23 protein-coding genes and 1 tRNA gene are annotated in these 13,940 nt (G+C 37.4%); 3 read left to right on the top strand and 21 right to left on the bottom strand.

Going from position 1 to position 13,940, the window contains the following annotated elements:
• From DNJ77_RS04625 to adk, 3 genes are all read left to right on the top strand, one after another.
• Positions 1-695 (top strand): HNH/endonuclease VII fold putative polymorphic toxin (locus DNJ77_RS04625; protein WP_204723362.1); only part of this gene is annotated, 695 nt, incomplete at its 5' end.
• A 2-nt stretch (positions 696-697) separates the two neighbouring features.
• The gene (locus tag DNJ77_RS04620) at positions 698-1,339 is read left to right on the top strand and encodes a hypothetical protein (RefSeq protein WP_116963829.1); all 642 of its coding nucleotides are present in this window, start codon (positions 698-700) and stop codon (positions 1,337-1,339) included.
• 852 nt (positions 1,340-2,191) lie between these two features.
• Positions 2,192-2,863, top strand: a complete 672-nt coding sequence (adk, locus tag DNJ77_RS04615; RefSeq protein WP_116963828.1) for an adenylate kinase — start codon at positions 2,192-2,194, stop codon at positions 2,861-2,863.
• Positions 2,864-2,920: 57 nt separating this feature from the next.
• Here adk and rplI read toward each other — a convergent pair whose 3' ends face one another.
• The 21 genes from rplI to rpsN all read right to left on the bottom strand — a co-directional run bounded on the left by rplI (position 2,921) and on the right by rpsN (position 13,931).
• Positions 2,921-3,370, bottom strand: a complete 450-nt coding sequence (gene rplI / locus DNJ77_RS04610) for a 50S ribosomal protein L9 (RefSeq protein WP_116963827.1) — start codon at positions 3,368-3,370, stop codon at positions 2,921-2,923.
• Between the two features lie 23 nt (positions 3,371-3,393).
• Entirely contained in the window at positions 3,394-3,621 is a 228-nt protein-coding gene (rpsR, locus tag DNJ77_RS04605) for a 30S ribosomal protein S18 (protein WP_116963826.1), read from the bottom strand.
• A 10-nt stretch (positions 3,622-3,631) separates the two neighbouring features.
• A complete protein-coding gene (rpsF, locus tag DNJ77_RS04600; RefSeq protein ID WP_116963825.1) occupies positions 3,632-3,988 on the bottom strand; it encodes a 30S ribosomal protein S6 in 357 nt (118 codons plus the stop codon).
• A 173-nt stretch (positions 3,989-4,161) separates the two neighbouring features.
• A tRNA-Val gene (locus DNJ77_RS04595) sits at positions 4,162-4,237 on the bottom strand.
• Positions 4,238-4,306: 69 nt separating this feature from the next.
• Positions 4,307-4,519, bottom strand: a complete 213-nt coding sequence (rpoZ, locus tag DNJ77_RS04590) for a DNA-directed RNA polymerase subunit omega (RefSeq protein ID WP_116963824.1) — start codon at positions 4,517-4,519, stop codon at positions 4,307-4,309.
• A gap of 46 nt (positions 4,520-4,565) precedes the next feature.
• Positions 4,566-5,555, bottom strand: coding sequence for a ferrochelatase (gene hemH, locus DNJ77_RS04585; RefSeq protein ID WP_116963823.1), 990 nt, complete (start codon positions 5,553-5,555; stop codon positions 4,566-4,568).
• Positions 5,556-5,648: 93 nt separating this feature from the next.
• The gene (locus DNJ77_RS04580) at positions 5,649-6,548 is read right to left on the bottom strand and encodes a TIGR01777 family oxidoreductase (RefSeq protein ID WP_116963822.1); all 900 of its coding nucleotides are present in this window, start codon (positions 6,546-6,548) and stop codon (positions 5,649-5,651) included.
• Positions 6,549-6,676: 128 nt separating this feature from the next.
• Positions 6,677-7,120, bottom strand: a complete 444-nt coding sequence (rplQ, locus tag DNJ77_RS04575) for a 50S ribosomal protein L17 (RefSeq protein WP_116963821.1) — start codon at positions 7,118-7,120, stop codon at positions 6,677-6,679.
• Between the two features lie 27 nt (positions 7,121-7,147).
• Positions 7,148-8,125, bottom strand: a complete 978-nt coding sequence (locus DNJ77_RS04570; RefSeq protein WP_116963820.1) for a DNA-directed RNA polymerase subunit alpha — start codon at positions 8,123-8,125, stop codon at positions 7,148-7,150.
• A 21-nt stretch (positions 8,126-8,146) separates the two neighbouring features.
• Positions 8,147-8,767: a 30S ribosomal protein S4 gene (gene rpsD / locus DNJ77_RS04565; RefSeq protein WP_116963819.1), complete on the bottom strand. Its 621-nt coding sequence runs from the start codon at positions 8,765-8,767 to the stop codon at positions 8,147-8,149.
• 17 nt (positions 8,768-8,784) lie between these two features.
• Entirely contained in the window at positions 8,785-9,171 is a 387-nt protein-coding gene (rpsK, locus tag DNJ77_RS04560; protein ID WP_116963818.1) for a 30S ribosomal protein S11, read from the bottom strand.
• A 35-nt stretch (positions 9,172-9,206) separates the two neighbouring features.
• The gene (gene rpsM / locus DNJ77_RS04555; RefSeq protein WP_116963817.1) at positions 9,207-9,563 is read right to left on the bottom strand and encodes a 30S ribosomal protein S13; all 357 of its coding nucleotides are present in this window, start codon (positions 9,561-9,563) and stop codon (positions 9,207-9,209) included.
• Between the two features lie 110 nt (positions 9,564-9,673).
• A complete protein-coding gene (rpmJ, locus tag DNJ77_RS04550) occupies positions 9,674-9,787 on the bottom strand; it encodes a 50S ribosomal protein L36 (RefSeq protein ID WP_003017816.1) in 114 nt (37 codons plus the stop codon).
• A gap of 24 nt (positions 9,788-9,811) precedes the next feature.
• A complete protein-coding gene (gene secY / locus DNJ77_RS04545; RefSeq protein ID WP_116963816.1) occupies positions 9,812-11,143 on the bottom strand; it encodes a preprotein translocase subunit SecY in 1,332 nt (443 codons plus the stop codon).
• Positions 11,144-11,150: 7 nt separating this feature from the next.
• The gene (rplO, locus tag DNJ77_RS04540) at positions 11,151-11,582 is read right to left on the bottom strand and encodes a 50S ribosomal protein L15 (RefSeq protein ID WP_116963815.1); all 432 of its coding nucleotides are present in this window, start codon (positions 11,580-11,582) and stop codon (positions 11,151-11,153) included.
• A gap of 5 nt (positions 11,583-11,587) precedes the next feature.
• Entirely contained in the window at positions 11,588-11,773 is a 186-nt protein-coding gene (gene rpmD, locus DNJ77_RS04535) for a 50S ribosomal protein L30 (RefSeq protein WP_116963814.1), read from the bottom strand.
• Positions 11,774-11,778: 5 nt separating this feature from the next.
• Complete coding sequence (gene rpsE / locus DNJ77_RS04530) at positions 11,779-12,279, bottom strand: 30S ribosomal protein S5 (protein ID WP_116963813.1); 501 nt, start codon at positions 12,277-12,279, stop codon at positions 11,779-11,781.
• 16 nt (positions 12,280-12,295) lie between these two features.
• Positions 12,296-12,649, bottom strand: coding sequence for a 50S ribosomal protein L18 (gene rplR, locus DNJ77_RS04525; protein ID WP_116963812.1), 354 nt, complete (start codon positions 12,647-12,649; stop codon positions 12,296-12,298).
• A gap of 14 nt (positions 12,650-12,663) precedes the next feature.
• Entirely contained in the window at positions 12,664-13,200 is a 537-nt protein-coding gene (gene rplF, locus DNJ77_RS04520) for a 50S ribosomal protein L6 (protein WP_116963811.1), read from the bottom strand.
• A gap of 15 nt (positions 13,201-13,215) precedes the next feature.
• Positions 13,216-13,608, bottom strand: coding sequence for a 30S ribosomal protein S8 (rpsH, locus tag DNJ77_RS04515; RefSeq protein ID WP_116963810.1), 393 nt, complete (start codon positions 13,606-13,608; stop codon positions 13,216-13,218).
• 17 nt (positions 13,609-13,625) lie between these two features.
• Positions 13,626-13,931: a 30S ribosomal protein S14 gene (gene rpsN, locus DNJ77_RS04510; protein ID WP_116963809.1), complete on the bottom strand. Its 306-nt coding sequence runs from the start codon at positions 13,929-13,931 to the stop codon at positions 13,626-13,628.
• Positions 13,932-13,940 lie beyond the last annotated feature (9 nt).

The following is a 13,940-nucleotide window of genomic DNA, read 5'->3' as shown; positions in this document are numbered from 1 at the left end:
ATAGTCGACCGTTACATAGCCTTCAACTACAAACAGGGCTAGATTTATCGGATTATATTAAACGTTTAGCCACCCATTTTGCCAATGGTTTTATGGATGATACGACATTTGGCTTAACAGGGTTTGGTTATGAAAATGGAATAGTTAATGCTTCTGCTTATTACGCAGGGACTACTGCATCTATGTATTTAGGGGTATCAATCCCCGTGATAGGAGTTCCTTACACTATAGGTAAAGTAGCGGTTAGAGGAGGAATGTTTCTGGCTAAAGCTGCTGTACCAAAGATGGTTGTGGAGAATGTTAAGGCAAGTGTTGCAACTGGGAAAACAACTCAAGTTAGCCATGAAGCAGGTAAAATACGTGAGTTTGTGACTACTGTTCCAAAAGGGGCAGATAGCACTCTCTTTAGAAAAGCGGCATTTAGAGAGGCCAAGGAAAAAGCTGGAATACCTAGAAGCCAGCAACCAAGCAATACGTATCACGAAAAAATTAGAGACCAACAAGGTCATGTTGAAGGGCGAGTTTACGAATTTAAGATTGCTGATGAAAGTACAGCTACGATTCGTGAGCATACGTTAGGACATAAATTTGGTAATCATGGTTCTCATTTCAACAGTGAACTGCGAAATGCTCAAGGTATTAAGCAGTCTTTAAAGAATAATGCTGACTCCCATACTTATATAAAGCAGGATTAAAAATGAAACCAGTTTTTTTGTACGACGAAGGTATAAACCTTTGGGAACAATCAAAAAAATCAGGCGATAGTAGTTTAGCTACTATCACTATCTTGCAGCGGGATATCGATAGCCTGACAAAAATATGGACTAGTTTTCTTCCTGTTTTACTCTCTTTTTTCCCATATGTTTTTAAATGGCTAACAACTGGCACAGCTTTTTCGGGTTCAAAAGTTCAGGAGTTGAAACTAAAGAAACAACTGAAAGAAGGGTTTAGCGAGGGAGATGTATTAATAAGGAATGAGTCTACAGGCGTATATTCTTTAGTAAAAAATGAGGCGAATGATATTAAAAGTTTGCCTCTCAATTCAATTACTCACTATAGATATGTATCTCTAGTATTTAACTCAAAAAACACATCCGCTCAATCCATACTAGATTGTTTTAATAATTCTACAAATGGGATTTCAAGTGAAAATGTGAATTCTATTTTTAGTAACGCTAACGATATTGTGCTTTGCAGAGTTTTTGACGATAGCGAGACTCATGCAGCAATGCAATTAATCGGAAGAGTCAACCAAATAGAAAAAATAAAGAGTGAGTTAAATTCCGCTGGTTTTGAGCAGATCGATGATGAAGAAGTAGCGAGTTTTATTAATAGTTAGATGTTGCAAATGGCGGAGCTGAGAGCGAACCGAAGATTACCGGGGAGAGTATTAAGGTGGGTAAGGCAGCTACAAGCTATGCTTCTACAATTAAAAGGTGTCTAACCTTAAACGATGAGTATTTACTAAATACAGAATCGTGGTTTTATAGCATCGGTGTCTATTTAATATCTTGGGATAGGCATCTATTTCAGTAATGTTTAAGTTGTCGATTTCTTTATTCATGATGTGATGGGTTAATTTCCTTTATTCATCAATAAACAGGTTTTAATTGAATAGAAAAATTTGTGCAATAAAGCTATTCAAATGAAAAAACATCCTGTACAAACATAAATTTCAAAAAAATAACTTGTGTTATCCAAAAAATTAGGCATAATGCCTTTTATCTTCTTTAAAGAAGATAGAGTTCTCAGGTAATAATGGGACTTGAGTCATTTCCTTGCTAGTTGAGTAAATCCTTTTCATGTAGGGAGGGGTGTTTAGCATTAAGGTATGGGGGTGACCTTAATAATGACTCCGATCAAGCGTATCAATTATTGAATACTATTGCAATAGTTTTTTTCCGAAATGCTTTATTAATTAAGTGAGAATCCCTTTATTATGAATTCACAATGTGAAGCTATGATGAATATGGAAATTGAAACTTTAATTGAATTGATGGCTATATCAAGTGATTTACATCGCGAAGTTGGAAAATTTTTGAATTTTCAACTCCATAATATCTTCAAATGGTTACAACCTAGGCTAGGAACCAAATAAGCAATGTGACAAAAAAATCTCAGACTTTAATAGGCATTATGCCTAATTTTTTTTATCATAAAACTACTTTATTTTAAAATATCAGGAACACAAATGAATATAATTCTTTTAGGACCTCCAGGAGCGGGAAAAGGCACGCAAGCAAAGCGCATAGAAGCCCAGTTTCACATTCCACAAATTTCAACTGGAGACATGTTAAGAGCTGCAATTAAATCTGGCTCTGACATAGGTGTAAAACTTAAGAAAACTCTAGATATAGGCGAGCTAGTCTCGGATGATTTTATCATGCAAATTGTTAAAGAGCGACTAATTCAAAACGACTGTAAAAATGGTTTCATGCTTGATGGTGTTCCACGCACAATTGGTCAAGCAGAAGCGTTTAAAAAACTTGGCATCAACATCGATTACATCATTGAAATCAGTTTGGATGACGAATTGATTATCAAACGGATCTCAGGACGTAGAATTCATGAACCATCTGGACGCACTTATCACATTGAGAACAATCCACCAAAAACTAAAGGCAAAGATGACGTGACAGGTGAATGCTTGATTCAACGCGAAGATGATAAAGCAGAGACAGTGAAAAAACGCTTAAACGTTTATCATGCACAAACTGCACCATTGGTTGCATATTATCAAAATTTTAAGCCTGATGACATAAACACTAAAAAAACTACTTACGTAAAAATTGATGGCAAACAACCAGCAGACATCATCACAGATAAAATTTTTGCCATTTTGACTGAAAAGAAGAATAAATAACTACAAAAAAGCCGCAAAATTGCGGCTTAAATAATAAAAGCGTTTTATATATCTTTTTTATTCAGCTTTAATAATTAACTGAATATCCGCATCTACATCTGTATGCAAATGAACCAATAAACTATACTCACCCAACGAACGAATAATACCTTCTGGCATGCGCACATGGCGTTTCTCAACTTCAACACCAACGGTTTTGGCGATCACTTCAGCTACTTCTTTCGTACCCACCGAACCAAATAGCTTACCACCATCTCCGGCAGGAGCAACAATTGTGAACACTTGACCTATAATTTTTTCTGCTTTTGCTTTAGCATCTGCCAAACGGACAGCTTCTGCTTGTTGCAATTCTGCTTTTTGCTTCTCAAATGTAGCAATGTTTTGCTCAGTTGCTTGAACAGCTTTACCATAAGGTACTAAATAGTTACGCGCATAGCCAGGCTTAACATTTACCACATCACCTAAAGCACCTAGGTTTTCTACTTTTTCCTTTAAAATAACTTGCATTGTGAAAGACCTCTTAGCTGGTATTAATTAAAGTGACGATCACAGTATGGAATTAACGCCAAGAATCTTGCTCTTTTAATTGCAGTAGCAAGTTGGCGCTGATACTTAGTTGAAGTACCTGTAATACGACTTGGAACGATTTTACCGGTTTCCGTAATATATCCTTTTAAAGTGTTTAAATCTTTGTAATCGATTTCTTTTACGCCTTCAACACTAAAACGACACACTTTACGACGACGATTTACACGCATAGTTCTCTCCTTACTCAGTATCAACTGTTTCTTTAACTTCTTTTTTCTCATCTTTAGCCATCATCACTGAGGGTTCAATTATTGAACCTTTAGTACTCAAAACTAAACGACGAAGAATCGCATCATTATATCTAAATGAATCATTTAGCTCATTCAATGCTTCAGTATTACATTCAATATTCATCAAGATGTAATGTGCTTTATGAAGTTTTGCAATTGGATAAGCAAGTTGACGACGCCCCCAATCTTCTAGACGATGAATCTTACCGCCAGTTGACTCAATGATTTCACGATATTTTTGCAACATCTGTTGTAACTGATCGCTTTGATCAGGATGAACCATAAACACAATTTCATAATGTTTCATATTTTTACTCCTTTCGGTTTATCGTACTTACTCTCGATAAGCTAGTGCTTTATTAAATATAAAACAATAGCAAAGAGTCGCGTTATTGTTACAAACAAGTGCCCAAAACACAAGCAAATACACTTTATAACGCAAACAAAAAAGGCTTCCACTTAGAAGCCTTTTAAAATCTCTGGTGGGTGCTGAGGGGTTCGAACCCCCGACCCTCGCCTTGTAAGGGCGATGCTCTCCCAGCTGAGCTAAGCACCCGAGAACGAAACCAAATTATAGAGCCAAAAAAAACAAAGTCAATCACTAAAATTATTATTTTTGAACTTTCTAATATTCTTGCTGTGCTCGTAATTCTGACTTAGATATCTTGCCACCAGCAATTTCACGTAAAGCAACAACTGTTGCTTTATCATTGTCCCATTCGACACGCGGTTCTTGACCACTTAACATTAAATTACGTGCCCTTTTTGCTGCTAATACAATCAACTCAAAACGGCTATCTATTTTTTCTAAACAATCTTCTACTGTTACACGAGCCATAGCATTCTCCAAGGTTTTAAAGCTGGTCAATTCTATAAAAGTTTTGTTATTTTGCCAAGGTTTTTAACAACTCCATATGTTCATCACTATCATTTAAGCATGGCATAACTGCATAATGCGTACCCCCTGCCTGAAGAAAAGTTTTACGCTCGGTTTCATTAAGCTCCTCTAATGTTTCTAAACAATCTGCCGCAAACCCTGGAGTAACAAGTAAAATTTTATTTTTATTTTCAGTTGGAAGGATCTTTAAAACATCTGTTGTATAAGGGCTTAACCATTTTTTAGGTCCAAAACGCGACTGAAAAGACATCCTAAGCTCAATATTAAGGTTAGAAAGCGCATTTTTAACTAAACGATAAGTTTCTTGACACTGCCAATAGTAGGGGTCACCCTTATCCACGCATTGTTTAGGTATGCCATGAAAAGAGAATAAAATAATATCTGGGGCAAAATTAAGCTTAGGTATATAGGTTAAAACACTCTTTTTTAATGCCTCAATATACTGTGGATGAGCGTAATATGGTTTAACTCCAATAATGTTAGGCTGATTACGCATTTTTTTGAGCACACGAAACACTTCGTCATAAACAGAAGCTGTCGTTGTAGCAGAATACTGTGGGTATAAAGGAAATACTTTAATTGTTGTTACGCCTTGTGCTTGTAAGCTATGGATTTTTGCTTCTATTGAAGGCTCACCATAACGCATGGCGAAGTCAACGATAACATCGTTATCTATTGCTTGTGCTAGCCTCTTAGTTTGCATTTGAGTGTAATACATAAGCGGTGAAAGGTTTTTTTCTTTCAACCAAACTTTTTGATAAAGCTTTGCAGTTTTAGGAGAACGAAATGGCAGAACTAATAATCTTAAAATCAATTGCCAAATTAAAGGGGTTAATTCAATAACTCGTCTATCCGATAAGAATTGTTTTAAATACTGTTTTACGTCTTTTACTGTGTACGAGTCTGGAGTGCCTAGATTAACTAATAAGACTGCGTATTTATCATATTCTCTATATTGTGACGTTACTGTTTTCACATATCACCTACTTGCTTCTCTTTCTCCTGTATCAATTAATAATGCAAATTTTACAGGATAACTAATTAAGTCAATTTGAACCAATTCTCGAGTTTAAGTTTGGGTCTCTTTTACAATACTTTCTAATGCTAATTCAATGGTTGGATATATAAACTTAAATTCTAAATTTTGTAACCGTTTAGGTTCGATACAATGCGAAGCTAATAGCAACTCATTTCCCATTTGTCCAAACATGAGTTTGACCATAAATTTTGGGATAACAAACCATTGACGCTTATTCATTTTTTGGCAAAGTATTCGCATAAATTTAGCTTGTGTACAGGCATTAGGCGCGACGATATTAAAAGTTGTATTAACAGCATCTATTGTTAGTAAAAATAGCAGCGCACGGCATAAGTCATTGATATGCACCCAAGACATCAACTGCTGACCATCACCAATTCTTGCACCCATGCCCATTTTAACACTAGATAATAACTGATTAAGCATACCACCTTTCCCCAAGACTACTCCAAAGCGCAAGATAGTCTTGCGTCTTAGTCTTGAACCTATAACTACTGCCTCCCATTGCTTTGCAATATATTGACAGAAGCCTGTATTATGCTTTGATAATACCTCAATATTATCTTCATTTTGGAGCTTAAAAGAAAAAGGGTAAAAGCCAATTGCACTGGCATTAATAAGCCATATATCATTATCCCCAATCAGTTTAATTAAGTATTCTGTCGTCTCAACTCGACTATTAACAATCTTATTTTTAATTTGTGGTGACCACTTTTTTTCACTGATGCCGTAACCACACAAATTAATCACAACATCAAATGTCGCTATTTGTTCAGGTATAATTTCGTCCCAAGTTATCACTTGATCATACCCATTAATCAACCTTGGTGTACGACTTAAAAGTATTACAAAATAACCCTCTTTTTTTAGATGATGTACTAAATTTCTACCAATAAAACCTGAACCACCAGCAATTAATATTCTCTTCATCCAGTTATCTTCATGATTACACCTAAATAATTTGAATAAGCCTGAGACTGAACTTAGTCAATGTCAAGAGAATTAGAAATAAAAAAGCCCACTTAAGTGGGCTTAATATTTTAGTAAGCTTATATTGATTATGCTTCTACAACATTTTCAATTTCTGATTGAGGACGATCAACAAGCTCAATAAATGCCATTGGCGCCTTATCACCAAAACGATAACCACACTTAAGCACACGTGTATAACCACCTGGACGTGCTTCATAACGCTGAGCGATTTCTTCAAACAACTTTTTGACTGCCTCTTTGTTACGCAAAAAGCTAAACGCTTGACGTCTTAAAGCAACAACTTGTGCTTTAAACTCATTGCTGGCCAGGTCAATATCGCTCTTGCGCAATTCAACTTCACGCTTAGCTAGAGTAATTAAAGGCTCAACAAAACCCCTTAGCTCTTTTGCTTTAGGAAGCGTAGTTTTAATCAGCTCGTGCTTTAATAGAGACGCTGACATGTTTCTAAACATCGCTTTGCGATGGCTGCTTGTTCTATTAAACTTACGACCACTCTTACGATGACGCATAGTAATTTCCTTCTAGTTAAAATTATATTACTTATTACTCAATTGTTCTGGCGGCCAGTTGTCAATTCTAACACCCAAAGAAAGGCCACGTTCTGCCAGCACAGATTTAATTTCATTCAAAGACTTACGCCCTAAATTAGGGATACGCATTAAGTCAGATTCAGGGAATTGCACTAAATCACCCAAATAGCGGATATTTTGTGCTTTTAAGCAATTAGCTGATCTAACCGTTAACTCCAAATCTTCAACCGGTCTAAGTAGTAAAGGGTCGATTTCAGGCGTATCCTGAGTCATCTTACGACCCAAAGGTGCTTTTAAATCTACAAAAACAGCAATTTGCTCATAGAAATAAGTCATCGCCGTCTCGATTGCCACCTCTGGCTTAATCGTACCTTTAGTACGCATAAAAATTTCGAGCTTTTCACTACTGTTATCTAAAGCCTTAACAGTAAAAGAAACATCTAACACTGGATTAAAAGAAGCGTCTAATGGGATGTGACCAACCAAAAGTTCTTCTTCAGGTGATTGACTATATACCGTTGAAGGTACAAATCCACGACCTTGCGCTACTTTGACCAACATATTGATATGTCCACCTTCGTTTAAATGCGCAATCACATAATCAGGATCAGCCACATCCACATTACCGCTTGCTCCTAAATCTGCAGCAGTAACTTTTGCAGACCCTTTTTTCTCCAGAGTTAAATAGGCTTCTTCAACGTCATTTTCCAAACTAACAGCAAGCTTTTTTAAATTAAGTAGAATCTCAACAACGTCTTCTTGAACACCTTCCAGTGTGCAGTACTCATGTAAAGCCCTTTCAATTTGAACTTCAGTAATAGCAGCACCTGGAATGGAAGATAGTAAAATTCTTCTGAGAGCATTCCCCATTACATGACCAAAACCAACAGCAAATGGTTCAAGCACAATGCTAAAGCAGTTGCGCTTAACTTCAGTAATACTGCTAATTTGTGGTTTGTAAACTTCAGTTGGACAAGTATGCATTAACTGCTCTCCGTTTATCTATTATTTAGAATATAGCTCGACGATAAGTTGCTCGTTGATGTCTGCAGGTAATTCAGCACGTTCAGGTTTAGATTTAAATACACCTTCAAGCTTGGCTTCATTTACTTCAATCCAAGAAACAGATCCACGTTGCTTAGATAACTCTAACGCACTTTGAATGCGCAGTTGCTTCTTAGATTTTTCACGCACAGCAATCGTATCACCTGCGCTTAAATTAAAAGAAGGAATGTTACAAGTCTTACCATTTACTAAAACACCTTTGTGAGTCACCAACTGACGTGCCTCTGCACGCGTTGATCCAAAGCCCATTCTATAAACAACGTTATCCAAACGACCTTCTAAAAGCTCTAACAAGTTAGCACCTGTATTACCTTTACGCCTTGCTGCTTCTGTATAATATTTTTTAAATTGGTTCTCAAGTATGCCATAAATACGACGCACTTTTTGTTTCTCACGCAATTGCAAACCATAATCAGAAAGACGCGCTCTTTTTGCACCATGCTGACCAGGTTGCGTATTAATTTTGCATTTCTCTTCAATTGATCTCACACCGCTTTTTAGCTGAAGATCCGTGCCTTCTCGACGAGAAAGCTTACACTTAGGTCCTAAGTATCTAGCCATTTTACTTACCTTAAATCTTACACACGACGTTTTTTCGGAGGACGACAACCATTATGTGGTAATGGTGTTACGTCTGTAATACTTGTTACCTTAAAGCCTTTCGCGTTTAAAGCACGTACTGCAGATTCACGTCCAGGACCCGGACCCTTCACCAATACATCAACATTTTTTACACCATATTCAAGCGCTAGTTCACCTGCACGCTCAGCAGCAACCTGTGCTGCAAAAGGTGTACTTTTACGAGAACCTCTAAAACCACTACCGCCAGAAGTTGCCCAAGATAAGGCATTACCTTGACGATCTGTAATAGTAATAATCGTGTTGTTAAAAGAAGCATGAATGTGTGCAATTGCATCAGGCACGCTCTTTTTGACTTTTTTCTTAGGCTTTACAGCTTTTGCCATAAGTTCGATTCCTATTTGTTTTGTTATAATTGTACTTATGCCTTAATTGGCTTTCTTGGTCCCTTGCGTGTACGAGCATTTGTCTTCGTACGTTGACCTCTTACAGGCAGATTGCGACGATGTCTACGACCACGATATGTACCTAAGTCCATTAAACGCTTAATGTTCATTGATACTTCACGACGTAGATCACCTTCTACTGTAAACTTAGCAATCTCAGTTCTCAATAACTCGATCTGCTCTTCTGTCAAGTCTTTGACTTTTTTGCTTGGTTCAATGTTGCATGCTGCACAAATTTTAAGTGCACGCGGACGTCCAATACCATAGATTGCTGTTAAGGCAATATCAGCATGTTTATGATCAGGAACGTTAATCCCAGCTATACGAGCCATTCACAATACTCCGTTTTACTTTATTAATATCTTAAAATTGTTAGTAAAATTCTCACGGCGGACAAAGATACCTTTTTTCAGTTGAAAAAGCAAGTCGCCATGTTTAATTATTAACCTTGACGCTGTTTATGTCTTGGATCAGTACAAATCACACGAACCACACGATTGCGCTTTATCACTTTACAGTTTCTGCACATCTTCTTTACGGAAGCTCTGACTTTCATTGTATTACCTCATTTTTGTTAAAACTATAATTTACCGTAATTACTTAAATTTGCCTTTTTCAATAATGAATCATATTGCGTTGACATCATATGAGATTGAACTTGTGCCATAAAATCCATGATTACCACAACCACGATCAATAATGAAGTTCCACCAAATGTAAATGACAACCCATGACCAAAAAAATTCATAATGAAAATTGGTAGCAAACAAATTGCAGTAATGTAAATTGAACCAATCAAAGTCAATTTACTCATCACTGAATCAATGTATTTTGCTGTTTGCTCACCTGGACGCACGCCAGTAATAAAGGCACCGGATCTTTTAAGGTTATCTGCCGTTTCTTTTGGATTAAAAACAAGCGCTGTATAAAAAAAGCAGAAAAATATAATCGCTGCTGCAAAAATTAAAGTATACAGCAAGCTACCTGGTTGTAGTGCTTCGCCTATTTCTGCTAACCATCCCAATGATGGCGAAGAAGCAAACCAATTAGAAAGCATGCCAGGAACCATCAAAATAGATGAAGCAAAAATTGGTGGGATCACACCTGCCATATTTAGTTTTAATGGTAAATGACTTGTTTGTGGCGCCATCATTTTACGACCTTGCTGACGTTTAGCATAATTTACCGTAATACGACGCTGCGCACGTTCCACAAACACGACAAAAGCAACAACAGCCAACAAAATAATTAACAACACCCAAACAGTCAGGTACGAAATCATTCCTTGGTTTGCTTGTGAAATTGTTGTACTCACCTCAAATGGTAAATTGGCAACGATCCCTGAGAAAATCAGTAATGAAATACCATTACCAATTCCTCGCTCAGTCATCTGTTCACCCAACCACATCAAGAACATACTACCTGTAGTCATTGAGACAATAGCAGCAAAATAGAACAAAAATCTTGAATCAATATCCACTAATCCAGGCTGATTAAAAGTATACACTGCAATACCAAATGACTGTATTAGCGCCAAAACAAAAGTTGCATATCTGGTATATTGCGTTATTTTCTTTTGTCCCGACTCGCCTTCCTTTTTAAGCTCCATCAACTTTGGCGATACAGCACTCATCATTTGGAAGATAATCGATGCAGAAATATAGGGCATTACACCCAACGCAAATATACTCAACTTTTCAAGCGCACCACCTGAGAACATATTAAACATACTCAGTAAGCCATTACCACCTGCTGATTGTGCTGACATAAGCTTAGCCAGCTGATCTGCATCAATGTACGGAATAGGGATATAGACACCTAGTCTAAAGACAATAATGCCTAATAAGACAAAAAGAAGGCGTTGTCTTAATTCGCGAAGACCACCACCTCTTTTAAGATTTTTTGTTGCCATAGCAATATTACTCTACCTTTCCACCAGCTGTTTCAATAGCAGCCTTCGCACCTTTAGTACAGTGTAGACCATTAATGGTTACTGCCTTGTTGATTTCACCACTTGCAATAATACGTGCTGCAAGCATATCCTTACGAACTATACCTGCGTCTTTTAACGCATCCAAATTAATTACATCTGCTTCAATTGCATTTAATTCATGTAACCTAATTTCAGCAACGTATTTTGCCTTACGTGAAGTAAAACCAAACTTAGGCAATCGTCTTTGAAGTGGCATCTGACCACCTTCAAAACCAACTTTATGGTAGCCACCAGCGCGTGCTTTTTGACCTTTGTGACCACGACCAGCAGTCTTACCAAAACCACTGCCAATTCCACGACCAAGGCGTTTAGCTGCAGATTTTGAACCTTCAGCTGGAGAAATCGTATTTAATCTCATTGAAATCACCCCTCTATTTTCACCATGTAGTAGATTTTATTCGCCATGCCACGATTAGCAAGTGTATCAATCACTTCTACAGATTGGTGAACTTTACGTAAACCCAAGCCGTTTGCACATGCCTTGTGCTTTTCGTGACGACCTATTAAGCTTTTAATAAGGGTTACTTTAAATGTTTTGTTATCAGTCATAGTCCTTACCCTTGAATTTCTTCAATAGACAAACCACGCTTTTCAGCAATCTCTTCTGGAGATTTAAGCTTAGTCATACCATTGATTGTTGCACGAACAACGTTAATTGGGTTGGTTGAACCATAGGTTTTAGCTAAAACGTTATGAACACCCACTACTTCAAATACTGCACGCATAGCTCCTCCTGCAATGATACCTGTACCAGGGGAAGCTGGCTGCATAAATACTTTAGAAGCACCATGACTTGCAGTTGTTGGATACCATAATGTATCACCATTTAAGTTCACTGTTACCATATTACGACGCGCATTTTCCATCGCTTTTTGAATAGCAACCGGTACTTCACGAGACTTACCACGCCCAATACCCACTCGACCACTTCCATCACCAACAACAACTAAGGCAGCAAAGCTCATGATTCTACCACCTTTTACTGTTTTGGCATGTCTTTTAACACTGACTAACTTTTCAATCAAGCCGTCAGTTTTTTGCATATTATCTGCCATTATCAGTCGCCTTTAATTAAAATTTCAAACCATTTTCTCTAGCTGAATCAGCCAATGCTTTAACACGCCCATGATATCTAAAACCTGAACGGTCAAAAGCAATTTGCTCAATACCTTTTTCAATAGCGCGCTGTGCAATGAATTTACCAACAACCGTTGCAGAAGCAACGTTACCAGTATAAGCACAATCTTTTTTCACAGCTTCCTCAAGTGTTGACGCCTGCACCAAAACCTGTGAACCATCACCAGAAATAATTTGTGCATACATATGTCTTGGAGTCCTATGTATACATAGACGAACTTGATTTAGTTCTTTTAGTTTGATTCGCGTACGCTTCGCACGACGTAAACGAGCATTTTTTTTATCCATAGCTCTCTACTCACTTATTTTTTCTTAGCTTCTTTGGTTATGACTTTTTCATTCGCATAACGAACACCTTTGCCTTTATAAACCTCAGGTTCACGATATGAACGAATGTCTGCTGCAACTTTACCAAGTAGCTCTTTATTTGCACTCTTCAAAACAATTTCAGTTTGAGAAGGCGTCTCAACTGTTACACCTTTAGGTAATTCGTGATCAACCGGATGGGAAAAGCCAAGCGTTAAGTTGACACTATTACCTTGGGCTTTAGCACGGTATCCCACACCAACCAATTGTAATTTCCTCTCGAAGCCTTGGCTCACACCAACAATCATATTGTTAATCAAGGCGCGCGCTGTACCTGATTGCATGTTTGCACTTTTAGAGTCGTCATTCGCTTTAACGTTAACCACTTTATCTGCAACTTCAATTGTTACCGCATTATTAATTTTTTTAACTAACTCGCCTTTAGCACCTTTTACAGTCACAAAATTATCTCTTGCCACTGCAACCGTTACACCACTAGGAATAGCAACAGGCTTTTTACCAATTCTAGACATCGAATATCTCCTGCTTTATGCTACGTAGCAAATCACTTCACCGCCAACACCTTGAGCGCGTGCTTGTCTATCGCTCATTAAGCCACGAGAAGTAGAAATCACTGCCACACCGAAACCACCATATATTTTTGGAAGTTCAGCAGCCGTTTTGTATATACGAAGGCCAGGGCGACTTATACGTTTTAGCATTTCAATCACAGGTTGACCTTGATGATACTTAAGTTCAATATTTAGTGTGCCATTATTCTCTTCTGACACATTAACATTTTCGATATAACCTTCACTTACAAGAAGATCAGCAATAGCCTTCTTCTTATTAGACAAAGGCATAGAAACCGTTGTCTTATGTGCAGACAAACCATTTCTAATTCTTGTTAACATATCTGCAATAGGATCTTGCATACTCATAAAAATTAATCCTTCTATTACCAACTAGCTTTTTTCAAGCCAGGAACATCACCAACCATTGCGTGTTCACGCAATTTATTACGACATAGCCCAAATTTCTTGTATACAGCATGTGCTCTGCCTGTAATACGACAACGTGTCTGAAGGCGTGAAGGCGATGAGTTAACTGGAAGTTTTTGCAATTTAATTTGTGCATCCCATTTTTGATCATCAGAGGCAGTTGAGCTTAAAATAATTGCTTTAAGCTCAACTCTTTTTTGAGCATACTTTTCAACCAACCTCTGTCTTTTCAATTCTCTTTGGATCATTCCAAGTTTTGCCATTGTCTAGTA

This window comes from Fastidiosibacter lacustris (assembly GCF_003428155.1).
In the GTDB taxonomy this organism is placed as follows: domain Bacteria; phylum Pseudomonadota; class Gammaproteobacteria; order Francisellales; family Francisellaceae; genus Caedibacter; species Caedibacter lacustris.
The sequence above is the reverse complement of the archived record's forward strand: the minus strand, read 5'-3'. Positions and strand labels throughout refer to the sequence as shown.